24 protein-coding genes are annotated in these 22,037 nt (G+C 46.2%); 23 read left to right on the top strand and 1 reads right to left on the bottom strand.

The genetic code is table 11. The features are described 5' to 3' along the window. The first annotated feature begins 62 nt into the window (after positions 1–62). From PV407_RS13535 to PV407_RS13425, 23 genes are all read left to right on the top strand, one after another. Positions 63–3,161, top strand: coding sequence for a helicase-related protein (locus PV407_RS13535; protein ID WP_332090569.1), 3,099 nt, complete (start codon positions 63–65; stop codon positions 3,159–3,161). 72 nt (positions 3,162–3,233) lie between these two features. Beyond that, positions 3,234–3,605 carry a hypothetical protein gene (locus tag PV407_RS13530; RefSeq protein WP_332090462.1) on the top strand — a complete coding sequence of 124 codons (372 nt, stop codon included), beginning with the start codon at positions 3,234–3,236 and terminating at the stop codon, positions 3,603–3,605. Further along, the gene (locus PV407_RS13525) at positions 3,590–4,417 is read left to right on the top strand and encodes a PAPS reductase/FAD synthetase (RefSeq protein WP_332090461.1); all 828 of its coding nucleotides are present in this window, start codon (positions 3,590–3,592) and stop codon (positions 4,415–4,417) included. Before PV407_RS13530 ends, PV407_RS13525 begins: the two co-directional genes overlap by 16 nt. Positions 4,418–4,537: 120 nt before the next feature. Further along, positions 4,538–5,263: a hypothetical protein gene (locus PV407_RS13520; RefSeq protein WP_332090460.1), complete on the top strand. Its 726-nt coding sequence runs from the start codon at positions 4,538–4,540 to the stop codon at positions 5,261–5,263. A 368-nt stretch (positions 5,264–5,631) separates the two neighbouring features. After that, positions 5,632–5,784: a hypothetical protein gene (locus PV407_RS13515; protein WP_332090459.1), complete on the top strand. Its 153-nt coding sequence runs from the start codon at positions 5,632–5,634 to the stop codon at positions 5,782–5,784. Between the two features lie 18 nt (positions 5,785–5,802). Then, positions 5,803–6,510 (top strand): N-6 DNA methylase, encoded by a 708-nt coding sequence (locus tag PV407_RS13510; protein WP_332090568.1) that lies wholly within the window; start codon positions 5,803–5,805, stop codon positions 6,508–6,510. 231 nt (positions 6,511–6,741) lie between these two features. Further along, complete coding sequence (locus PV407_RS13505; protein ID WP_332090458.1) at positions 6,742–6,990, top strand: hypothetical protein; 249 nt, start codon at positions 6,742–6,744, stop codon at positions 6,988–6,990. 45 nt (positions 6,991–7,035) lie between these two features. Beyond that, positions 7,036–7,848: a hypothetical protein gene (locus tag PV407_RS13500; RefSeq protein WP_332090457.1), complete on the top strand. Its 813-nt coding sequence runs from the start codon at positions 7,036–7,038 to the stop codon at positions 7,846–7,848. A gap of 238 nt (positions 7,849–8,086) precedes the next feature. Continuing rightward, positions 8,087–8,440 carry a hypothetical protein gene (locus tag PV407_RS13495; protein ID WP_332090456.1) on the top strand — a complete coding sequence of 118 codons (354 nt, stop codon included), beginning with the start codon at positions 8,087–8,089 and terminating at the stop codon, positions 8,438–8,440. Further along, positions 8,440–8,964, top strand: coding sequence for a hypothetical protein (locus tag PV407_RS13490; RefSeq protein ID WP_332090455.1), 525 nt, complete (start codon positions 8,440–8,442; stop codon positions 8,962–8,964). Before PV407_RS13495 ends, PV407_RS13490 begins: the two co-directional genes overlap by 1 nt. Beyond that, entirely contained in the window at positions 8,909–10,162 is a 1,254-nt protein-coding gene (locus PV407_RS13485; protein WP_332090454.1) for a hypothetical protein, read from the top strand. Before PV407_RS13490 ends, PV407_RS13485 begins: the two co-directional genes overlap by 56 nt. 17 nt (positions 10,163–10,179) lie before the next feature. After that, the gene (locus PV407_RS13480) at positions 10,180–10,554 is read left to right on the top strand and encodes a hypothetical protein (protein WP_332090453.1); all 375 of its coding nucleotides are present in this window, start codon (positions 10,180–10,182) and stop codon (positions 10,552–10,554) included. 5 nt (positions 10,555–10,559) lie between these two features. Then, positions 10,560–11,219 carry a hypothetical protein gene (locus PV407_RS13475; protein WP_332090452.1) on the top strand — a complete coding sequence of 220 codons (660 nt, stop codon included), beginning with the start codon at positions 10,560–10,562 and terminating at the stop codon, positions 11,217–11,219. A gap of 67 nt (positions 11,220–11,286) precedes the next feature. Beyond that, complete coding sequence (locus tag PV407_RS13470; RefSeq protein WP_332090451.1) at positions 11,287–12,222, top strand: ThiF family adenylyltransferase; 936 nt, start codon at positions 11,287–11,289, stop codon at positions 12,220–12,222. A 15-nt stretch (positions 12,223–12,237) separates the two neighbouring features. Then, a complete protein-coding gene (locus PV407_RS13465; protein WP_332090450.1) occupies positions 12,238–13,125 on the top strand; it encodes a hypothetical protein in 888 nt (295 codons plus the stop codon). Between the two features lie 249 nt (positions 13,126–13,374). Continuing rightward, positions 13,375–14,205, top strand: a complete 831-nt coding sequence (locus PV407_RS13460) for a DNA adenine methylase (RefSeq protein ID WP_332090449.1) — start codon at positions 13,375–13,377, stop codon at positions 14,203–14,205. Positions 14,206–14,228: 23 nt separating this feature from the next. Beyond that, positions 14,229–14,759 carry a hypothetical protein gene (locus PV407_RS13455; RefSeq protein WP_332090448.1) on the top strand — a complete coding sequence of 177 codons (531 nt, stop codon included), beginning with the start codon at positions 14,229–14,231 and terminating at the stop codon, positions 14,757–14,759. Positions 14,760–14,789: 30 nt separating this feature from the next. Next, positions 14,790–15,119, top strand: a complete 330-nt coding sequence (locus tag PV407_RS13450) for a hypothetical protein (RefSeq protein ID WP_332090447.1) — start codon at positions 14,790–14,792, stop codon at positions 15,117–15,119. Between the two features lie 28 nt (positions 15,120–15,147). Then, positions 15,148–15,486 carry a hypothetical protein gene (locus PV407_RS13445; protein ID WP_332090446.1) on the top strand — a complete coding sequence of 113 codons (339 nt, stop codon included), beginning with the start codon at positions 15,148–15,150 and terminating at the stop codon, positions 15,484–15,486. Positions 15,487–15,506: 20 nt separating this feature from the next. Then, positions 15,507–15,752: a hypothetical protein gene (locus PV407_RS13440; protein WP_332090445.1), complete on the top strand. Its 246-nt coding sequence runs from the start codon at positions 15,507–15,509 to the stop codon at positions 15,750–15,752. 56 nt (positions 15,753–15,808) lie between these two features. Beyond that, on the top strand, positions 15,809–16,588 hold the full coding sequence (locus PV407_RS13435) for a hypothetical protein (protein WP_332090444.1): 780 nt from the start codon (positions 15,809–15,811) through the stop codon (positions 16,586–16,588). An 18-nt stretch (positions 16,589–16,606) separates the two neighbouring features. Beyond that, positions 16,607–17,749, top strand: a complete 1,143-nt coding sequence (locus PV407_RS13430) for a hypothetical protein (RefSeq protein ID WP_332090443.1) — start codon at positions 16,607–16,609, stop codon at positions 17,747–17,749. 215 nt (positions 17,750–17,964) lie between these two features. Beyond that, a complete protein-coding gene (locus PV407_RS13425; protein ID WP_332090442.1) occupies positions 17,965–19,005 on the top strand; it encodes a hypothetical protein in 1,041 nt (346 codons plus the stop codon). A 36-nt stretch (positions 19,006–19,041) separates the two neighbouring features. On the opposite strand, the gene PV407_RS13420 is transcribed toward PV407_RS13425, so the two are convergent. After that, a complete protein-coding gene (locus PV407_RS13420) occupies positions 19,042–21,435 on the bottom strand; it encodes an HAD family hydrolase (protein ID WP_332090441.1) in 2,394 nt (797 codons plus the stop codon). Positions 21,436–22,037 lie beyond the last annotated feature (602 nt).

The following is a 22,037-nucleotide window of genomic DNA, read 5'->3' as shown; positions in this document are numbered from 1 at the left end:
CTGGCTGCAATGTCCGGCCAAATGGAGGAATTCCCGGCCGGACTTCGAGTCAAGACGTGGGCATGAAAATCTCGATGAACGGCATCGATCGAAGGTTTGAAGCAAATTTGCATCTAATGGTTGTAGAAAAATCGGCACAGGGTTCGGATGAACATATCATTCTGGCCTCATATCTCGGCATTCCGGAGGCCGTGTCTGCAATTTCGGCTGGATTTTTGGAGGCTCGCGCGGTCCAAGTTGGGAATGAGGAATTTGAACGAAATGTTGACACGTACCGGCGGCTGGAAAGGCTAATCGGTATCGGTGACATTGCTCATGGCGTCGTGTTCAATTCCTTATTGACAATGGATGGCATACAATCGATTCCGAACTCGTCAAAATTCAATCGAGCGTACCTGGTCGCTCCAAATGGAAACATGTCTGATGTGCTGGCCAAACATGTTATTCATCGGTTTGGTCTGCCTTATGAATGGGAGAGCGAATATGCAGGTCTCTTCGACCACTTTTTATCACCGTTGCGCGTCATTCGGAATCCGGATTTCGATGAGCTATGGCCGAATCTTGAAGCAGCTGTTTTTACCGGTACGGAAGAGACAGTCCTAAAGGCAATCGAAATGGCCTTGAAAAACGGATTGTTGCGGATCCCGGAAAGTGATATTCAAGGCATTTTCGACCCGGGGATGACCATGAAAGAATATATGGTCGCCAATGCCGAGGTAATGGCTCGGAAGCTGCAGGAACAGAAGCCGCGGCATTCATTGGAGCAGCTGCCCTTACATCGTTCCATCGGCGAAATGAAGCGAATCCCGTTTCCGGCACAAGCTCATATGATCCAAGCATTGGTAAATACGCTGGAATATGAGGACTCGGAATTCTGCTCTGGGGACATGGGGACAGGGAAATCGATTGTGGCCTGCGGCGTTGCAAACGTTCTGCATCAGATGAAAGAGGAACGCGGCATATCGAGTGGAACTGCAGTGCTGTTATCGGCTCCGAGTATAACGATTAGTAAATGGAAAAACAAAGAGATCTTGGGGACGCTTCGCGGTGTAAAGGTTGAAATAATTGAAAACAGCCAAGATGCTCTTCGGTTGTTGCGGAAAGTGAAAAACGGATATCGCCCGAAGGGTTTGGAATTTACACTTGTCGGAATAGACCGAGCGAAATTAGGTCCAGAACCGTATTTTAGCGGGGTATGGCGACGTCTCGCCGGCTCGACCGAATATGCCTGGCACTGCCCGGATTGCGGCCGTCCCCTCATGGTCAAAGATAAGGACGCAGAGGAAGGATATGTACCCGCTCGCTGGAGCGATTTTGTTGAAAGTGCGAAACCGGATTCGGACGCATTCTATCAAGCAAGAGCAAAGCAACGGTTGCTTCCTAATGGGTTACCCGATGGTTTCAAAGTGAAATGGAGGCGCACCGGACGGATTCTATCCTGCACTTACCATGAGGAAGGACTGTTGCCCAAAGGACAAATACCCTGCCGAAGTAAACTATGGCGCCCCGCTTCTTGGCGACGTGGTGAAACGCGAAACCGCCCACGTGAAAACATAAGCAGGATATTTAAGCGGATGGGGAAGTATTTTGATTTATATATTTGTGACGAGGCCCATCAATGTAAGGCAGAATCCTCTGGCCGCGGCGATGCGTTTGCTCAGATGGTCAAAGCTGCAAAGCAAAACCTGTTGCTTACCGGAACTCTGACCAACGGCAAGTCCTCCAGCATCAAAGAGATATTATGGCGCACCGATCCGAAAGCGCTTCTGGATGATGGTTTCGATTACAAGTCCGGAACGATCCAGTGGGCATCCCGGTACGGAAAGCTGAAGCAAATAGTAGATGTTGAAAGCGACGACACCGGATGGGTGACGAAGCAAAAACAAAAACCTCGGCAGCCAACGGAAGAGCCAGGTATTGCGCCGCAATTGACGGCTCAGTTTTTACTTCACAAAGCCGGCTTTTTGGAATTGTCCGATATGGGCCTGCCCCTCGTCGAGCTTAAGGAAACTCCTATTTTCCTCGATATGGACCCCGAACATGCTCTTCAGTACTCCATTTTCCATAATACCCTACGAGATGAATGCATGAGACGCTCGAGAAACGGCAATAAGGGTGCTTGGAGCAAGTTCATTCCCGCTACCATCAACTACGCGGATCGGCCAGATTTGGGCGGAGCCGTTGTTTTCGGCCGCGGGGAAAAATGCATCTCTGCTCCGACCTTCGAACCGGAATCCTGTCATGCCAAAGAACGCCAGCTCATTGAACTTGTTCAAAAGGAACTGGCTGAAGGCAGACGTTGTGTCATTTATAACAACTACACCGGCGACTACCAGTTAAATGAACGGATTTATGAGATTTTGACGCGGAACGGCATTCGCTGCCATATACTCGATGAACCGGACGCCGATAATCGTGCAGAAGTTTTGGCTCAACTCGAGGAGAACGAAATCCCCGTCATCATTACCAACATGAAATTGGTCGAGGTTGGGCTCGATCTCATGTACTGGCCAACGATTATCTACTACCAACTCAACTACGAGGTTTCTACCGTACGTCAGTCTTCACGACGGGCGTGGCGGCTAGGTCAAGATCGGGAGTGCCGTGTTTATTATCTCGTCTACAATGGAACGCAGCAGATGGCTCAGTTCATGAAAATTATGGCTGCACGCGGCCATGCACTCATGGTTGAAGGAAGACTAGATCGTTCGGAATTGGCAAAGTACTCTAGGGACGGTCAATCCTCTCTGGCTGCAGATTTGGCTAACTGCTTTGCCGGGTCCGACGTGGCGAAAGCCTGGACGGAGCTGGCGGCCAAAGACTTGGAAGACGTCGAGATGGTGAACGAGACCGAATTTAAGACCGTTCTGGAGGCGAGGATGAGGCTGCTCGTCAATGAGACGAGGCGCCTATGCGGTTTGCCACCATTGGATGCTTCTACCGGCGCAAGCGAGGAGCCTGAACCGAACGTGGTAGAAGCGAACGGAGTAGTGGATTTGTTCACGTTCGTCTCTACAGTCGAGCAAATGCCAAACGACGAACCTTCTGAGCAGAAGGACCTTTTTGAAATGGGCTTGCTGAAAGTCGTCGAAATGAGCCAGTACAAGAAAAAGCGTCCTCGTTCCACACCTGCCGAAGGCCAGCTCGCGTTTAATTTTTGACTCGAACGATTACATTTTTTGAGAACACTTCGAAGAAGATGTCTCATTCATCGACTAAATTTGGAGGGTACGATGTTTTATACCATCAAGGATAAACAATGGTACGGCTACGATGCATACGATGGAGCGTTCCACTACTTTATTCGGACAGGTATCCAGAATAATCGTGTTTGGTTGGTCATTGATTCCTTTTCCGATTGTTCCGCACTGTTTTGGGACGAACGAGACCAGGTTGGTAAAATGCTTGTCTCCTGGATCGAAGAACCGTATCGGTTCCAAGTGGAAGCTTTAAAACGGATAACGAACGAAGAATTCGAATTGTTTTTCAACAACGTTCCCGATTCCAGCAGGTTCATAGAAATTGACAGTACAATCGGAAATTTGTTATTTGAACCGGCTTTCGAACGCGAATGGGAGGCAGGGGACCTATGTATCCACTCGTAACGATCCCGGACGCAATGTTGCCATTTAGGGAATACACGCATATCGACCTTTGCGTAAGCGGAGGGAACGATAGTACGGCGATGGTGCTGTCCCTGCTGCATGAGTATAAGGCTCCGAAAGAAACGATGCGATTGATTCACTTTCGTATCGATGGTCCGAATGAAAACCCGGTCTTTTTTGATTGGGAGGAGACGGATTCCCATCTGCAGTACTTAAGTGACTTTTTCGATATCCCGCTTGTCACAATATGGGACGAAAAGGGACTGAAAACGAGAATTGAAGAACGAGGCATGTTTCCGGATTCGATGAATCGTTTCTGCACTAGCTACGGAAAGCGGGATTGCTATACGAAATATGTTCGCCGGAGAAGGGGTAATGGTACGAAAACATTGTGCTGTAGCGGGGAGCTGGCAAGCGAATCGAATAAGCGCAGCACATACCCTGCCTTTCAGGTTCATCCGGCATCGGCGACAAAAAAGATGAACCGTCTTGTACACACTTTTCGTCCAGTTCTTCACTTTCAGAAACAATCGGTTCGGGCCATTATGCAAGAGCATGGAGTTAAAGAACATGCCTGCTACCAATATGTAAGCAGGTGCAGCTGCAGATTCTGCATTTTTTTGAAAAAGTCTGAATTGCGAACCGTAGCGCAGCTGTTCCCAGACCAGTTCAGCGAGCTTAAATCGATGGAGAAGCGGATGGGGCATACGATGCGATTTATCAATGGTCAGCGAGTACCACTCAGCGAGTTCGTAGGTGAAAATAGGTCCGTTCAAACAATTGACCTCTTTACGATGAACTGCTGCGGATAGTCGACAGGGAAGGAGATTGTAGGATCTCCTTCCCTACATACGGAAGATATCAAAATATAGCTCATAAAGGAGGGGGCCCTTGCCATACCGGGCTTCTCGGTAGGCAGTGGGCTACATAATATGACGGTATTCTGGAAAGCTATCAACGATCAATTCTGCTTAAAAATAGAACAGGACTTCGATGCCTTGCACCCGCGACGCGAAAACGACAACCTGGGGACCATGATATGTTGGCATCGCAGATATCATTTAGGAGATGAACACCGGTTTGCCGAGCCACGAGAATTTATGGAGTCTCTGGCGGATGGATTTGAAATCAAACGAATCGAAGAACGCTCCGATAAGGATTTATTTGAACAAGTTGCGCGGCATGCAATCATTTTGCCAATATACGCATACGAGCATGGAGCCATCACGATCCGAACTGCCCCGTTTAGCTGTCCTTGGGATTCCGGCCAAGTCGGCTGGATTTATATCAGCAAGAAAAAGGCCCGGGAGGAGTTCGGTAAGCTTACGCAAAGCAGGGTTTCGTATATTGAAAATCTATTGAAGGCTGAAGTACAGGAATATGACGACTATCTTCAGGGGAATGTATTCGGCTTTACGCTTTATTCTGTTGAAGCAGAGCTGCGGGAATATCTCTCGGAAGCTGGTACGGATGTGTACGATTTGTCTTTTGACGAATGGAGTCCTTTCTTAAAAAAAATGGATTCCTGTTGGGGGTTTATAGGGAACAACCACCATACAAACGGGATAAGTGAGTGTCTCCCCGAGGAAGCTCGATCGCTTTTGTCCGATCTTAGGGAAGGATGCATTATCGAGGATCGCAAGCTGCAGTATGCATAAGCCCGTCTCGAACGGATTAGTAAACTACTGAAAAAGAGAGGAGGAGTCCATAACCAGGTTTCCTAAAGGGAATCTGCTTATGTTATGGACATATATAAAATGCCAAGTTCCTATGCCGAGTATTTGTCGCACAAAAACTACCCTAGTAACACGAGCCGATCGTTTCGTTTTTTCATGTATCAATTGATCGAGAAGGCAGATATGGCCAACCGAAGACGTCTGGCGCTGGTATTTCCAGAGGAAGTCAGAGAGGTTATGCTCTACGAGGGTCATACGAAGTAGGCATTATCGATGCGGAGGAAGTAAACCAACGAAGTGGGAAGGGGTGTCTAACGACCTCCTTCTTTTCTTTTTTAGGAGGGATACCTATGGCTACTATACAAGATAAAGCATCTTTATACAGACTTGAGCGATTTGACCCCGATATTCTCGCCAAAATGCCGAGTGATCTTTCCGGATACGCGATGGCCATAGGCGGGATGCCACGAAATCATTTAGAGGTATTCGAGAAGCGCGGATAGCTGCTCCCTTTTTTGTTTGTGTATGACGAATTGCTCAACAGTGGACGCTGGATTTATTGGCTCGACATACTTGAGAAGGGAACGATCGCTGGCAGCGGACCTATTCCCCAAATTCAATGGACGGATATCTGGAGCCCGCAAGCCCAGACGGCAAAAAAGATGCTGGATAGTTGCCTCCAGCATAACGAGGCAACAATCGATAATTTTGCGGATTGGCTTCTCTGGGGGCTCGGCGGTTCAACCGTTTGCCCGAACATTTCGGAAGGACTGAATGAGCACTTTTATCGGATTTTCGACCTGTTTCTTGTTTTGGATAATCCAACCGATTATTTGTCCAACGTTCTAGTCGATCAAACCGGAAAGGGTTATCATCAAGCTTTAGGTTACTATCCTACTCCGTTCAATATTTGCCGCCTTATGGTTGAAATGTTACATGGATCAGGGGAGCGGGAGGAACTGAAAAGACAGACCGTAAGCGATCCGTGTGTGGGCTGCGGCGCCATGCTACTGCCAGCTTCCAACTACTTTCTTCGCGCCTCTGCTTCGGATATTTCGGGTATAGCAGTCAAGTTATGTACAATTCAAATGTATTTTTATGCTCCTTGGTATGCAAGGCCTGGCCAAGTACAAGGCTTCGACGAAACGACAAAACCCATAGAGTTAGTGCTTGCAAAGCCAGGGAAGCGAGTGGCGCCGGGACAACTGGAATTCGTTTTGAACGTTTAGTATGGACAAAGGAAAGCCCCTTTGATATGATGAAATTGTTCAATTTGATTAACTTGCTCTGATGAGCCTTTTTCCGAGTTTAAAGCCCTATGGGCGGTATTACCTTTTAAAGGTATGCCCCCCATAGGGCTTTTTTGCGTTTTATACATTTACCCCAAACAAACGTTCCTATTGGAACGTTTGTTTGTTTTTTATAAACATGGGTCTACCAATCATAAGGAGGAAAATCAAATGTACCGAACGACGACTTTCATCGGAGAATCCATTGCGGTGTGCCCCCCTATCGATACGAAACCGACCATTAAAAGCCGGGCATTTGAGTTTCGAAGGTGGGTCTCCGAGCGCTACAGCAGATTCCAGGTTTGGTTGGACGAAGTGGATGAGCAGCCGGATGGTGTAGATCCGATCGATCAACCCCTCTTGCCACTAGTACCGAAGCATAGGCAAGCAGCAATGGAACAAGTGTTGGAACTGTGTTAATGATGGAGCGGCTTGCCCGCTCCCTACCATCGAGGAGGTTAAAGCATGTACAATCATATTCGTACTTCTCTGGAACTGCTAGAATTGCACAATGAACACGTCCAAGAACAATTGCTACCCTTCGTTGTGGATGTGCTTGAAGAACTCGAATGCATGAATTGCAAGTTTGAATCTACCGCCTTGCCGGACCCGCATCAATATCTCGATCCAAAGGATTTCGCTCGAGAAATTAATGAGAACTGGCATTGCTCCTTCTTTGTGAACGGATATTTTGCCTTTCAGTATCAGCTGACCCACAATGTCGAAGGCAAGCATCCGTTCATTCACAGGATTGCTGCGCGAGATGATCAGCTGTATTTTACGATGAATGGCTCGTTCCAGGAAGTCAACGATTGGGCAGATGCCAAAGATGCCATTCGCTGCCGGCTTCGCAGACTAATGCAAATCACAATTCCTTTGATAGAGCAGACAGCCGAAACGGTAAAATCGATTCTGGGGGACTTCTCCATCCGGTACGACAATCACGATCATACCGGAATTATATATCGCTGCACGGAAGGAAAATATACGTATTTTTTGAAAGTAAATAATTACGGGGAGATATTCCGAAGGGAGGACGCATGTCTCACGGAGTATAAATATTTTAAAATCGGTGAAATTCCAGATCATCATATTTTTACTCCGGACAGAATGAAAAAGCTGCTGCATCACGACGCATTCCTTCAGGTCACCTACAACGACCTCATTCGTAAATACAAGTCGATTCCGAATGCCGAATACCGGGCGCTTGAAATCCTGTTCGCAACGTATGTGTTGACGGACTCGGCCATGGAACGACTATATTCGGAACAGAGATAGCTATACAAACGAATAAATAATATGGTAATATAGAGGAGTAATTTCTTATTTCGTTGCTCTCTTGAGCCTTATGGCGAGTATTAAACCCTACGGGTGGTTTCTTCTTACGGAAGAAGTGTGCCTGTAGGGTTTTTCTGTTTTTGGGCGCTTACAAGCCGGCTGAGCATACTGCCAACTTGGTAGTATGGCTACAGTCGGCTTTTTATTTTATAGATCATACCATTTTGAGGAGGAATCTATGGAAACGGCGAATGCAAGTATCGATTTTCTAGCCTTTCGGAACGAAGTAACCAAAAGAGCGATTTTGGACGATGCAGCTGCGAGTATGCAACGAGTGATGGATCTGCTCTATCTCGTCATTTATTCCCCGCTTGATCGTATTGGAGATGTCGATTTCAATCTCTTCTCAATGAACGATGGGGAACGCGCGTATCAGGCGATTCACGAGTATCACCCGGATGATGTAAGCGATGATGAGGATGAAGATGAAGTAAATAAACATAATCTACTGGTAGAGATCAATAGGGTCGGCCATGCAGCAGAAATTGCCTCTTCCTTGAAGTCGAGAAAGACACCGAGGAGGTTTTTCTGATGACGGCTTCGTTGTTCCTACCGTCGAATGTCCAAGTGGAATGGCAGGAAGCAATGGATAACTTTTTAGTCGCGAAAGTGATGCACGATCGCGGTTATCCACTGCCAGGCAATTGGAAGTTCTGCGACAATTACATCCTCTTCTATCAAGCGGTCGCGTATTTATTCGGCTCATCTGATTTTGGTGAATCGAGGGATTGTGCCTGTGAGATACGCTTTCCAGAGCGGATCGAATGGTTATCGCTTCGAGATAAGTATCCCGAGATGGAAGGTGAAGAGGACTGGATTATCGAGCCTGTCCGAACGCTTGAATCGCCATACAGTTTTTGTATAGCTGAAACGTCTTTTACTGAAGATGGGTTTGTCATTGAAAGTGAAGGATACGGCACGGATTTCTTTCATGTCGTAAAGGACTTCATCGAATTCAAGGAACGTTTCTTTTACAAATTGATGATTTGGAGGGAAAGGGATGCAACATGCTCTGCGGACGAGCAGGCAAGAAGAAACGTTGATTCGGTTGCCTAGAGGTGGCTTGCTGGCAACCGTTGAAGACCATGTGAACGGACTTTTGGTTAAGAGTGAGCGCATCCGGACGGATGAGCTCATTTTTTCATTAATGACCATGCTTGATGATGCAGACATTCGAAGGTTTTTAGTAAGGGACGGTCAAAAACAGTTTTCCCTACTCGAAATCTTCGGTCCGCTGATCGAATCTTCTTCGAATACCAACGAAGTTAATCAAGTGTTCAAGCTTTTCTTGCAGCGGTTTGGTGATGAAAGCGATCGAGATATAATATTGCGACTATTCTATACCTTTACCGATAATATCGATGTTTCATCGCTCAGTGAGCAAGGGTTGAACCAGTTACTATCGCAGGTTATGAAGCGGGTCGAGGGACTGGAGGACTCCAAGTATTTTGATCATTTCCTCACAACTTTGTTGGGAAAGATCGACATCTCCAATTCTTCGGACGATATTATCACCAAGGTTTACCGTTCACTTTTGGAAGGCATGAATCGGAAGGGAAACGAGAAATTACTGCGATCCATGTTCTCGATTCTTATTAACAAATTGGATCAAAATTGGATTTTTGAGTATCTGCGACCTTTTATGGCGAGTCATCGGCTTTCCAGTCCGCTTTTGCCTCGTAACTGCATTCTCTATCAGGAGAACGGCGCGGGTTGCCGAACCGTGGCCATAGAAGTCGAGAAGCAACGATTTAATGTTCAGTTTGGTAATGACTTGTATAAAAACGTCGGGTATCCGAAGCTAGTATTTGTATTCAAGGTCTTTCCCGGCAGCCAAATGTCGGCGAACGTCCTGACCGTTACGGACAAAGTTATAGGGGCAAATACGGAAGTGTTTTATTACCCGTATTCCAATGTCCAGCATGCTGGAAGGAGCATGCAAGCCTGCTGGCCGGAACTGAACAAACTAGGTACGGAACAGGATATTTATAACAACTTGAATTTACTTTCCACCCTTCCGTTTCTCTTTCTGAACAGTCCGAGTAATAATGACCTTTACAAATACGAAAATCTTCGGGATCGGTTCATCAAATTTTCCGGTAAAGATTTTGATGACGGGATTCTTGAAAGTACGGGGGCAACCCTGGCAGACTATCTGAATCTCCCTCGGGCTGAGACCGCCCAACCGGAAGAAGATGAACTCGAAGAGGATGCGGATTTCGACGAATCCGAAGAAATCAATGAATTCGAATAACATTATTGGAGGGAACTATGGATACAACAGCCAATTCACCTGAACAATTATCTCTTTTTGGAGACGAGTATGCACCGAGCATAATCGAGAAGAAGAAATCGAATTCGCAAAAACCGGCTAGGGCAGAGAAACCCGCGAACTCGCCGGCACGTTCGGCAAAAGACCAGAACATCGAGGTCGATTTGGATTTCTCAATTCATTACGCCACTCATACTTTTCAGGTCGCCGATTTCGTTACCGATGTTCCGGATTCGGGAAAAATCTCGTTGAAGCAACTCCGTGAAAAAATGGAATTGCAATTTTTCGAGCTTACCGAACAACGAACGGTATGGGATTACGATTTGGAAACCAGGAGGCTTATGCCTTACGCGTCCGGAACGACGAAGGGATGATTAGTATGGGCATTCGGGGGTTTTATTGGAGTATCTCGGAGTTTTTGAAATCGAGGTCTCCCAAGCTGTTTAATATTGTGGCCGGCAAAGATGGCCGGTTATACGAAATCCGGAAGGAACCGATCGGGATCATGGTATCTCGTGTGGAACGGATTGCGGAGCTGGAGGATGTACCAACTGGATTTCAGTTTAATTTACCCAAAATTCCGGGCAAAATCATGCTACAAATTCTTTGTTTCTTTCGAGATTACTGCAACGAATGGGATATGAATGAGGTCATGGTACAGATTTTTTGGGATACTGTCGACCAAAGGTATATAGTGGAGTGCCCTCATCAATGGGTCAAGCGAGACCGGATCGACGCGACGTTCAACAGGCACTTGGACGACGAGAATCGATTTATCGAGGTCTGTCATATCCATTCGCATAACTCTATGTCCGCCGAATTTTCAGAAACCGACAATGAGAACGAGAAGGCATTTATGCTTTATGGTGTCATCGGGCGGCTTCATCGTAAAATTCCGGAGATGCAGCTGCGAGTAGGTTATAACGGGAAGTTTTTTCTATTGCCGCCAGAGCGGATTTTTGATTCCCTGCACCTGGACTCACCTATCTTTCTTCCATACCCAACGGAATGGAATAAACGGGTTCACATTGTACAGTAATTTGGAGGAGAAGAACTCTGCCGGATGGTTGAGGTTCTTCTTTTCTTTATTTCAAGGAGGATTTTCCATGCCTAATGGGTTACATCTGAAGAAAAGAGGCAAAACTCGTGTCCTTTACCAGATCGTTGTGATCGGATGTGGAGCAAATGGCTCGCATTTTATTCGAGGGTTATGTCAGGACATCTCGACTCACCTACGAGCGGCCGAAAAAAAATACAACTACGAGCATTTTCGTTACGATTTAACTATAGTTGACGGCGATCGGGTAGAACCCAAAAACCTTGACAACCAGCTCTTTTGCGAAGAAGACGTGGAAGCGGAAGAGTACAAGGCCGTTGCCCTCGCCGAACGATATGGAGAACATTACGGCATCACTGTGAAGCGGTTCACTTCGTACGTAAAGGATGTCGAAGTGCTCAAGCAGTTATTTCCCGAACTTCCCGTATCTGAACAGACGCAAGTCATACCGGTTCTTGTTGGTATGGTCGATAATAACCGAACGCGACAGCTGCTGGATGACTTCTTTTATTCGGATACCCTCGACACACTTATTTATATCGACGCGGGAGTAGAAGGAGTCCTGTACTCGAACTCGGATCGTCGTGATCTCACCGATGAAGAGAAGAAGTCGATGGACCAAAGCGGATTTGGCGGGCAGATCGTTTGCGGCCTTAAATTCAATGGCGAGGTCGTCCTCGCGCCGGTTGCCCAAATATTCTCGAATATATGGGAGGATGCTTTGTCCCACTTTCCGGGTGAAAGCTGCGGCGATTTGATTACAGAGGCACCGCAGCGCTGTGCGACCAATAAACTTGCTGCACAACTTGCGAATACCATCATGAACAATTTATTCCATTCCGATAGCATTTACACGCACGTCATTAATTTTAATGCGCAAACGGGATGCAGCGGCGGAATGGATACGTTTATTAATGATGCGACATTAAGAAGCTTTCAGAACATAAAAGAAGCGGGCCCTCGATCGAATGATACAGGTGTTTGAGGAGGAGATTGAGCCTTGAATCGGATTGCATTCATTACGGAGTCGTCTACCCGTCACGATATACCGATGCCTGCCAACAAGTTTTATCGTGGGCCTCGCAGTCGTTGGGTTAACAACGTAATACAGTACATGGAGGTTCGGAATTTCCCATCTGAAAGTATTTTCTTTCTCAGTTTCCATAGCCAGCGAATACTGGGCTATAACGAAATCGTGGAGCCGTACCCGGTTCAAAAGTGGCACCCGCGGCGAACCGAGTGCGAAACGTTTGCAGAGAAAATACTTGCCTTCGTTTTACAGACGAAACCTGCCCCCTTTGTAGAGATCCACGCTGGTCGTACCATTTCCGACCCGTTGAAGCGACTTTTCCAACAACATGGAATCGAATTCCGGATTTACGGCGACGGAGTTCCCTTGGGAATAAAGCCGGGATGGTATGAAGGGATGATCGAGGAAGAACTCAACCAACGGAGATTGAAGGATATTGAACGGAAAAAACTGCTTATATCGTCGTTGATTCGATTTCAGACACCGCAGGAGGCGAGCAGAGTCGTTGAGCAGTTCGAGAAACGGGCTCATTTGTACGGAATCGAAGCGAACATGGAGGAGCTGAAGAAGCTTCTAGGCTGCTATCGCCAAAAGTGTAAGGACACAAAGAAGGCGTACGCCGAATTTGAAAACACAATGAGTGAGGAAGATAAGTTTGGTGAGCTCTCCAGTAGTCTACAGTCGGTTCAATCACTAGTTGATCTTCATATGCATAGCGATTTCGAACGATTAAAGTGCAAGTTCGGAGCGAGTATCGCCAAGTTGCGGCTCTACTTAATCAAGCATAATTACGCACTTATGGCAGAAAATAATGTTTTTGCTGCTCTGCAGCGGATGCAAATCGCTCTTCTTAAGTAAACGTTCAATGGAAGGTGAAGGAATGAAGTACAAATGGAGACACAGCCACTCTCTCTAATCTCAGGTGCGATTGAAGGAGCGGGTTTCCCGCTAAGCGGTTCATTGCAGCCCCCTTCTGCGAGCTCCCCATCGGGATAAGTAGCACTTGTGCATTCTACAAGGTCGAGGAAGCGCAAGAGGACAAAAAGAGTCCTGCCTATTTTTCCGAATCGATCCAATTCGATTTCGGGAAATAGGAGAGATGGCTAGATGAAAGATGCGCTAGTACGATCGGGTTTATCTTGCATTCGCTGGTTCGGCGGAAAGAAATGGCTTGCCAAATCGATTCTTCCTTATATCCCCTCGCATCATTGTTGGGTAGACGTTTTCGGCGGAGGCGCTCATATGACGGTTGCCCGGCAGCCAAGTAAGGTCGAAGTGTTTAATGATAAAGACTGCGACCTCATCAATTTCTACTTGGTGCTACGAGACCATAAGGAGCAGCTGATCGAAGCGCTGGAATCCCTTCCCACGAGTCGCTTTCTTTATGAAAAATGGCTCAGTGAGGAATTGCCGGGGGATTCGTTTGAACGAGCCGTCCGTTGGTTTTATTTACTTCGCCATAGCATTATTCCGACACCTAATCAATTGAGTGGTTGGCGTGCCGGAAAGGTTAAAAATTCTGCTGTAGACTACCAGAATGCGGTCGCCAAGCTGGATGCTTTTGAAAAGCGGTTCCGCTCGGTGATGATCGAATGCTTGGACTTCCGAGAGATCATCGAACGATACGACGGACCGGACGTTTTTTTCTTTATCGATCCGCCGTACGTAGGTCGCGAATCATTCTATAAAGGTGATTTCAAGCACGAAGATCATGCGGAACTGGCCTATATGCTCCGGCATATCGAAGGGAAATGTCTGGTGACTTATTTCGGCGATCCCATTATCCTTGAGCTCTATAGGGATTGGGACTATGTAACTCTCGAGACAAAGGTTGGCTCCGTTCGTAAGGCATCCCTTGGTCAGAAACGAAGGGTCGAAACGGAGTACTTGTTCATGAATTACAAATCCGAATCGTCAGAAACGATTTGGTTATTTTAAGTAACCTTGCGGAGGGGTAGACGATGATTAACAGTTTCCTCGAACAGCTTCAGGGTGACGTGGAGATCGAGCGGCGTACCGGCTGTCTGGAACAACTTGATGCTGCGACAACCAGGTTACAAAACGTTACCCGTATGTGGGAAATCTTTGGTAGCGACCCACTCGTGCAACAAATGCATTGCGTTGTGCGGGACGTCGTTGAAGCGTACTTTGCAGACTTTTACGAACTGGATCTTGGTTATATGGAGCAGTTCCTAAACGTACCGTTTTGCTGGTTCGTGCGCAATCACGGGACCGACTTTTTCCCACTTGAAGGCGAGCCCGAAGTGATGTGGAAGGCCGAGCAATGGTTTCATGCTGTACGGCTTAATTACACGGACGGGATTCATGTCGGAAGCACTCAGCGTCTCTATCATTGTGATCCCAAGACGAAGAAGATGAAGCGGCGGTACACGTTTACCGGCATCGAGTTTCGTGCCATCGAGCAATCAAGTGAACAAAACAACGGAGTGGACGATTTGTCTTTGTTGCCCATAAGACATTTCCCGGGATAATATCAATCAACTTATCGAGGAGCGTAATCCATGATCCATAACATTTCACTGATCAATATTCATGCGGGCTTCGTTGTCGAAGCGTTGAAGCATGGCGAAGATGCCGTTCGATTTGAATTGAACAAATTACTCAAGCACAAATATTTGGAGCTCCATTTTTCCTTTAACGAAGACGGGGAGAAGAACGAAACCTATCGGTTCCTGGTTTCGCCCGAACTTCAATCGGCGGGTCTCGGTGACATTTCGATCGAGTACATTCGAACGGCATGCGTCCACGTCATTAATTATTGGGTTGGGCATTGCTTGATGTATAATGCAGTGCTCGATCAAAAAACGAACGAGTACTCGGTGAGCGCCTGATAAGACTCCGAAAGGAGTGTGAGGAAACATGATGGAAGCTATCTACATCGTTCCAAACGAAGTAGTTCAAGCCGGCCGCGCCAGTCGTGATCGGTATGGGGTTACGATGGTTACCGTAAGACACTTTGATGGGCGTACCTCCGTCGTGCCGCGTAATCAATTAATGTTCGACGAGGACGAGCGTCAATTAAGGGAACTGGCACGAATCATTCGCGAGAGTCGGAACATAGGCAAAAACAAACGTTACTTTGAACTATTTAAAGAGCTTGCGAGGAGAGAAGCCCCAATCGGACAGCTTTCCAAGTTTATCGATGAAGTATCGGAACAAAAGGTAATTCAGATCCCCTTTCAATTCGAGGTTGGATAACTTTCATATTTGGAGGTTCTATGAGCAGGGATATAATTTTTGAAACGGCAATCGATATTGCACTTAACGCGGGCTACCTTATTGAAACAGGTGAAATTGAAGTCGATGATTCCCGGCTCTTGGTTCAAAGGATACGTCTGTGGGCAGAAGAGTTCGAAAAGAAATCGCGGACAGACGATTATATTGACTATATTGACGATGTAGATCGGTTTGCTTGCTATGTACTCAAATCCAACTATCCTCGATCGCAAAAAGCGTTCGATTAACAACCCGGGTGCTTCAGGCTCTTTGCCTGCAGCACCTTTTTTTTTGGAGGCTTGCCATGAAAGACGATGGTGTACAAATGGTGTTACCTTTCGATACGGATCAATACGGGCCTTGGATCGTGACCCAAAAGGCTGATCGAGCGGGATCTGCGCTTGCCAACGCTCATTACTCAAGGCAGACGATCGGAGCCGCGCAGTTCTGCAGACCTGGTAAGAACCTTGTTCTTCGTACTGTTGAAGGAAATGCAGTTTGGGTGACATGGCATAGTGAATATCGAAAAGATGGTTTGGAAGCTTGGGAAAACACGCTGTTTCGTAACGAAAGTAGTTATCTGAGCTCCGATTTAATCAAGTGGGCTATTTTCGCCACCATTTGCGAATGGGGAGACCGTCTACCTCGAGACGGCATTATTACGTATGTGCAGGCTTCAGCCGTAAAGAGTACAAATCCGGGCTGCTGCTACCTCAACTCCGGATTTCGGAGAAGAGGATCAAGCAAGTCGAGGAGGCTGCAGCTATTGCAGTTGCCGGTTGATAAAACGTACGTGTCTCTCCAAGAGGTCTCTGCCGTGAAGTATTTAGAGAAATGTCGGGAATTTATTCAAATTGCCATGGATGATGGCGACCATTACAACGCTATCGAGTTCTACCGCGAAGCTAAGAGGACTGAAGATTATCTTCGCGCGTTAAAGAGTGCCAGGCAACGGCTGAAATTTCTCAAAAGGGATTGTTTTGAACCTACCGCTGATCCGCTTGATTTGCTGTACGAATTATGCCCTGACGGTTGGATTCCAGAAGAGATGTTGGAGCTGTTTGACGATCACAATGAACTTTAAGCGAAGGGACGGATATCAATGAATTTCTACGACATCCAAGGTAGGAAGAGAGAGAAGGCGTTTTTTCGAAAGTGGGGAGACTCAGGTCGATCATTCGAAACGGGTAAAGGATGTAAAAATTTCATCGAGCAAGTGACGGATAAAACGATTTATATCCGAACGCGTCGGAGCAAGCAACCAATCGCAATATCGCGCACCAATCTGCGAAAAGCATGCGGGTTCGTCATGTATAAGCGTACCACGACACGCAAGCAGTTGGAGCATTTTCATCACTTTAGTAGCGCACTAATGGGTCTACTTCGGATGATTTTCATGGATATTTCTCGTTTTACGAAAACGGTCCGCGGACTTCTCCGGCTGTCGATACGTGGAACAAGATGGTTCTGTGCAGGTGCCGATCGGGCGCCGGCGGATATGCAACTTGCGAAATTATACGGAAACGGGTTCTTGCTCATGTCGTATTGGATGCTTAGAGATGATACGAGTAAGAATTGGATACGGCATCTGAAGAAGCATCAGCTCCCGAAAATACTTTTGGATAGCGGCGCTTTCTCGGCATTTAAGGCGAGCAACAGTAAGCCAGGCCTCCGTCCCTTGGATGTAGTAGAGTATGCACAATTTATAAAAGAGCATTCGGAATGGATCGAGAATTATTTTAACCTGGATGTTGTTCAAGATCCGGTTCAGACCGATTCCAATTATAGATATCTCAAATCTGTCGGATTAAATCCAATCCCGGTTTGGCAATGTAATGCAGGCTTCGAGGCATTGGATTCCATCATCAATGAAGACGATCACGATTTTATCGGTATTGGCGGCACATGCTTTCTTACGGAGAAAGAGCGCCTGCAGCTTTTTGATGAGCTCTTTAAGCGGTGGCCGACCTATAATTTCCATGCACTAGGCGTTTCTGATCGTTACCTGTTCGAGTATCCCTGGTTCTCGGCCGATGGGACTGGTTGCTGGAATCCGAGGAAATGGAGAACAATTCCGACCGTTCGCGGACATGTTCCGTTGCCGGATAACTGGAGCTGGGAAGAGGGGGTAGCATACTGTCTGGAGTTATTTTCTGAGCTCGAAACGAATTACTCCGGACAAATCTTTTATAAGTTATTTTTGCCTCCGGAATTAAAAAGACCGGTCCAATTAACCCTCCTCTAATCGTTGCGACATCTGTGTTGGTCTGTTATTATTTAGGTATTACTAGTTGTTCTGCGGCTCACTTTGAGCATTTTGGAGAGTTTTAAGCCCTATTGGGCGGATCATTCCTATGAATGAGTCTGCCCGATAGGGCTTTTCTATTTCTAATTGTCGAGCCTTTAGGGGCCATTACATATAGATTCATTCTATTCCATTGAGGGAGGATGCATTGTAGGATGATATGGTTTTTCATCGGCGGGGCCATAGTTGTAGCGCTTTTAGTTTACGCCCATCATGAATCGTCGCGAGCTGCCTATTACCGCGCAAAAGCTCGGGAAATCCAGCTCAGAAACGAGGCGACAACAAGGTCTGAACAAGAACCGGTATCCAAAAGCAATCTGCGAACGGTGAAAGACGAGGTCGAGGAAGTTTGGAAGCAAGATGTGCTAATTGAGGAGGATTCTTCGCCAACGTTCATTCAACGGAGGCGAAAGGGAATAACTCAACAAGTTGGCCAGCATGAAGTCGAATCTTCAGCTGAAAACGTATCGCAGGATGCAACCGTCGAAGAGCATTCATTACCGCCATTTATTCAGCGAAGGCAGAAATCTATTTCGCAGCAATTTGACGAGCGTGATGCCGCCATGATCATTGACTATCATGAACTGGAGTCCGGCCAAGACTACGAGGACTTTTTGCACCTTGCATCAGTCGATACCTCGAAAAATGGTTCCGAACTTAGACGCGAAGCGGATCCGGCCGAAAGAGCTGCAGCTTTAAAGGCCGTTGAACTAGACCATGATGCGCTTCAGTACCTGAAAATAATTGGAGTCGAAACCGAGAGCCTTGAGGCTAGCTGCGAAAGCAAACAGTATGAGAACGAACACACTGATCTTCGCAGATTCGAGACGGAAAAAATAATTTCAATGGAAGTTCAAGAAAGCACTCCACAAGAATTGAATCTGGTACAAGTCCAATTGCCCATTGAAAATCCAGATGAAGAATTGCGGCCTAGAGAAGTTCCCGAGGTTACGATGTATATCGGAGGAAAACCGAGAAGTGGGGTGCAGTTCATTGCCGGCCAAATCGTCGATAAATTTGACGATGAGCTCTGCAGATTGGATGATGGCACCGGTACAAAAATAATAAGCCATCATCGACTCCGTCATTTTGAATTATTCGACCATGTGATTTGCCAGGTGCAAGTCACAAGTAGTGGTTGGGATTGTTTGCATGTATGGGGAAAGTTCAAAGAGGAATTACAAAACGCAAGTTAAGATAGGCGGCGGGGCAGCCCGCCGCTTTTCTACTTTCTAAGAGAAGAAGGCTTCAAAAACATCAAGCACGATAGGCGCTCGATATTTATTATAAAGAACCACAGAATCAATCGTATTTCGTATTGTTTCAGTCTGCTCTTTTATTAAAGATGCTATTACGATACATAGTCTCTCACCCGGACAAGTCTCCTTTAATTGCAAGAATAGAAGCTGAAGTTGTTGATTCGACATATCGAATGTGTTATCTACTTGTACTCCGTGATTATTTGAGATTTTCGATAGAAACCGAACGAAGGGGACATCACCGATTAAAACTATTGAAGAAATCCCTCGAGCTTTTATGTTTTGGAATAGCTTGAAAGTCAGGCTTTTGTGTCCGAAAGAATCTTCCAGCCCTAGATATAGCTGATAAAGATCGTAAGGATACTTGGCAGTTAGGGCTCCCTGGGGCCAATAAATGTTAAGCTCGTACGGATCGAAATTACACGCATTTAAGAAAGACATCGGTCCTTTGGAAAACCATTTGTCCTCTATATCTGGAATTAACCTTGAATATTGTCCCAAATGGTTATCCTGATGTTTAAGTCCCCCTATTATTTCTACCTCATGCGGTGTTGGCATATCAAGTAGGCGATGTAACGGTTTGAAAAATTCTCGCGGTCTCGTTTCTCCTAAAGTATTATACGATGACTTGATCTCCATCAGATAATTGTAATAAGTCTGGAAAATATATACGCCCTCCCGACAAGCTCTTTTATGTCGAGCCTCTTCGGGGTTCGGGATTTCATCAAGCTTGGGCTGTACCCGTTTATTGATGTCTTTGTAGTAGCCTGTCGTTGAACCAAATTCCCCAATAATTAGTTCCTCTAAAACCGCGGCATCCCGCATTAAGACGCGGGTTAAGTCGTAGTTCTCACCAGAACTCCCCAGATAGCATCTTATGTCGGTTCCCCTTAGAAGGAGCTCATGAATTCCTTCGCCGCCTGTTGCAAGCATGTGAATGCTATTTGGAATTGCTTCACCAGATAGTACGACAGCTTTGTCAATTGCGTATTGAATAGTGCCATTAAACCCAATATCGACAGTCATGAGTGTATCCAGGGAGCCACATTCCTGCTTCAGATATTCAATAAACAGGTCGCGACTTTTCTCGGCCGCTTTGTTGATTTTCGACTTTATTTCGTCCGTCAAAAGGAATTCACGAAGTTGATAGAATTTATCTTCATATTTCGTACGAAATTGCTTGATAGTTAGATCGCGGAATTTCTTAAATATCTGCAATTCGTCAGGAATCCCAAGCGAATCAAATAAATCGGATATTTTGGCGCTGTCGATTCTAAGAAACCGAGATGCTTCCGACTCGTCCCATTCAGTTAACGACGCGAGGTAGGTAGCTTTTCTGGAAACGTATAAAGGTTTTACGCTTATGGGATATCCTTTCCGACAGATGACTTCCTCCAGAACGGGGGCTAGGAGCGTTGCTTCTCTCATTAAAGGATGTATCTCGCGGCGATTTTCTTTCAAACATGATTCTACTACCCATTCACAAAAGCTATTAAAGAATGGCCCTAAAATTTCGGCGCCAATTTTTTGAAAAGTATAATCTACTTCGTCTATATCTTTTCCAGCGGAAGCGCCAGCAAGTTTTCGAATAGACTTTAATTGTGGCAGCACATCACCGTGACGAACGGATTCCCAATGGTATAATCTACTGAACGATTCTGGAATTACATTATACAAAATGGAGCGGATACCGCGTTTTGCAGACCCCTTTATATCAGCATTTTCATTATCTCCAATATGTATGATGGATTGTTCGGATACGTTAGGGTATAATTCCAATAATTTATCAAAGAGACCGCCAGTAGGCTTACCGGCTTTTTCTTCGCTGGATACCAATAGCGTGTCAATAACGGATAAATCTAATCCGCTATTTTGTAAGATGGCTCGCAATTGTTCAGATGTGAAGTACGTATCAGATAACAGAGCAATCTTAATCCCCATGCTTTTGCAATAATGCAATAACGAAACGGCATGCGGGTTTAAGAAGCAATGTTCCTTTTCAACCTCAATTTCTAAAGACACTATCTCCGAGTCATCCTTCAAACAAATATCGGAAAGCTCAGCATAAATCTGATCGAGAAATACATCGCCGTTTCCGGTATTCAGAATTTGCGTCTCTCTTGATTTTTCTTCTGCCCTCATCCGCAAAGCAGCAAATTGGGCAGGACTAATCGAGCTCCGGATTAATCCTGATTTTACAGCTCGATTACCGACGGTTAAAAAAACGTCAGAAGGTCTTGAGCACATCCTAAACAAAAGCGTATCAAAAACGTCTAAGCTCAGTAAGTTGATTGTCCCAATTTCTGAAGTAAGGCATGAAAGAAATGAGTCATTTCTCCATAATAATTCGTTTCTCATGTCAAGCATTATTCGTCGCCTCCGGGTAATCATTTATCAATAACTATTCAAAAAAGAAATCGTTATCAGCTACCTTTTTTGAAGCCTAGAAAAAAACAATTCGCCAGCTGGAAGGTAATCCCCTGCAAATTTATCATTGGCCTTCGTCAGAAGAAATACAATTACTTATGGAACATCCAGGCGCTGTTCGAGACGATGTTCCCGAAGAGCGGTGTCTACAAAATATGGGCGCAGTCCTAGCGGCACGGCGAAATGTTTACGGCGTCGAACGTTGTCAACGTGCCATAATCGTACTAGTTCCACCCGCGTACAATCCTCTCCGCCGGACTCCATCGGCAAACCGTACCAAACGGTCTGCTGGCGGTTCCGAAGGACAGGATTTTTCGTCGTTCACCTCGCGTGCGATGCGAACGTTCTGGCCCCCGACAAAACGGAGTAAGTGCTCGTTATTGCCGTACTGATGAGCGTCGTGCTCTTCGCCGTCCGCGGCCCCATGGAGAATATGGGACAGCTGTTCATGCATTAGGGCAACAATCGAATCATCGCGGCGATGCGCAAGGACGCCTTCCTAAAAAGTGCACGACCTCGAGCAAGCTACTTCGCACGCCTTA

It is taken from the genome of Paenibacillus sp. GYB003 (assembly GCF_036577625.1).
Taxonomy (GTDB): domain Bacteria; phylum Bacillota; class Bacilli; order Paenibacillales; family NBRC-103111; genus Paenibacillus_AB.
Note: the sequence above shows the minus strand (reverse complement) of the source record. Positions and strands in the feature narration are given on the sequence as shown.

What these genes read in the sequence shown, in the direction of transcription:
- PV407_RS13455 (WP_332090448.1), top strand. Translation starts at nt 14,229, where the DNA reads ATGATTAACAGTTTCCTCGAACAGCTTCAGGGTGACGTGGAGATCGAG.
- PV407_RS13505 (WP_332090458.1), top strand. Translation starts at nt 6,742, where the DNA reads ATGTACCGAACGACGACTTTCATCGGAGAATCCATTGCGGTGTGCCCC.
- PV407_RS13500 (WP_332090457.1), top strand. Translation starts at nt 7,036, where the DNA reads ATGTACAATCATATTCGTACTTCTCTGGAACTGCTAGAATTGCACAAT.
- PV407_RS13425 (WP_332090442.1), top strand. Translation starts at nt 17,965, where the DNA reads ATGATATGGTTTTTCATCGGCGGGGCCATAGTTGTAGCGCTTTTAGTT.
- PV407_RS13420 (WP_332090441.1), bottom strand. Translation starts at nt 21,435, where the DNA reads ATGCTTGACATGAGAAACGAATTATTATGGAGAAATGACTCATTTCTT.
- PV407_RS13490 (WP_332090455.1), top strand. Translation starts at nt 8,440, where the DNA reads ATGACGGCTTCGTTGTTCCTACCGTCGAATGTCCAAGTGGAATGGCAG.
- PV407_RS13430 (WP_332090443.1), top strand. Translation starts at nt 16,607, where the DNA reads ATGAATTTCTACGACATCCAAGGTAGGAAGAGAGAGAAGGCGTTTTTT.
- PV407_RS13485 (WP_332090454.1), top strand. Translation starts at nt 8,909, where the DNA reads ATGCAACATGCTCTGCGGACGAGCAGGCAAGAAGAAACGTTGATTCGG.
- PV407_RS13440 (WP_332090445.1), top strand. Translation starts at nt 15,507, where the DNA reads ATGAGCAGGGATATAATTTTTGAAACGGCAATCGATATTGCACTTAAC.
- PV407_RS13525 (WP_332090461.1), top strand. Translation starts at nt 3,590, where the DNA reads ATGTATCCACTCGTAACGATCCCGGACGCAATGTTGCCATTTAGGGAA.
- PV407_RS13445 (WP_332090446.1), top strand. Translation starts at nt 15,148, where the DNA reads ATGATGGAAGCTATCTACATCGTTCCAAACGAAGTAGTTCAAGCCGGC.
- PV407_RS13435 (WP_332090444.1), top strand. Translation starts at nt 15,809, where the DNA reads ATGAAAGACGATGGTGTACAAATGGTGTTACCTTTCGATACGGATCAA.
- PV407_RS13475 (WP_332090452.1), top strand. Translation starts at nt 10,560, where the DNA reads ATGGGCATTCGGGGGTTTTATTGGAGTATCTCGGAGTTTTTGAAATCG.
- PV407_RS13450 (WP_332090447.1), top strand. Translation starts at nt 14,790, where the DNA reads ATGATCCATAACATTTCACTGATCAATATTCATGCGGGCTTCGTTGTC.
- PV407_RS13515 (WP_332090459.1), top strand. Translation starts at nt 5,632, where the DNA reads ATGGCTACTATACAAGATAAAGCATCTTTATACAGACTTGAGCGATTT.
- PV407_RS13470 (WP_332090451.1), top strand. Translation starts at nt 11,287, where the DNA reads ATGCCTAATGGGTTACATCTGAAGAAAAGAGGCAAAACTCGTGTCCTT.
- PV407_RS13520 (WP_332090460.1), top strand. Translation starts at nt 4,538, where the DNA reads ATGACGGTATTCTGGAAAGCTATCAACGATCAATTCTGCTTAAAAATA.
- PV407_RS13495 (WP_332090456.1), top strand. Translation starts at nt 8,087, where the DNA reads ATGGAAACGGCGAATGCAAGTATCGATTTTCTAGCCTTTCGGAACGAA.
- PV407_RS13535 (WP_332090569.1), top strand. Translation starts at nt 63, where the DNA reads ATGAAAATCTCGATGAACGGCATCGATCGAAGGTTTGAAGCAAATTTG.
- PV407_RS13460 (WP_332090449.1), top strand. Translation starts at nt 13,375, where the DNA reads ATGAAAGATGCGCTAGTACGATCGGGTTTATCTTGCATTCGCTGGTTC.
- PV407_RS13530 (WP_332090462.1), top strand. Translation starts at nt 3,234, where the DNA reads ATGTTTTATACCATCAAGGATAAACAATGGTACGGCTACGATGCATAC.
- PV407_RS13480 (WP_332090453.1), top strand. Translation starts at nt 10,180, where the DNA reads ATGGATACAACAGCCAATTCACCTGAACAATTATCTCTTTTTGGAGAC.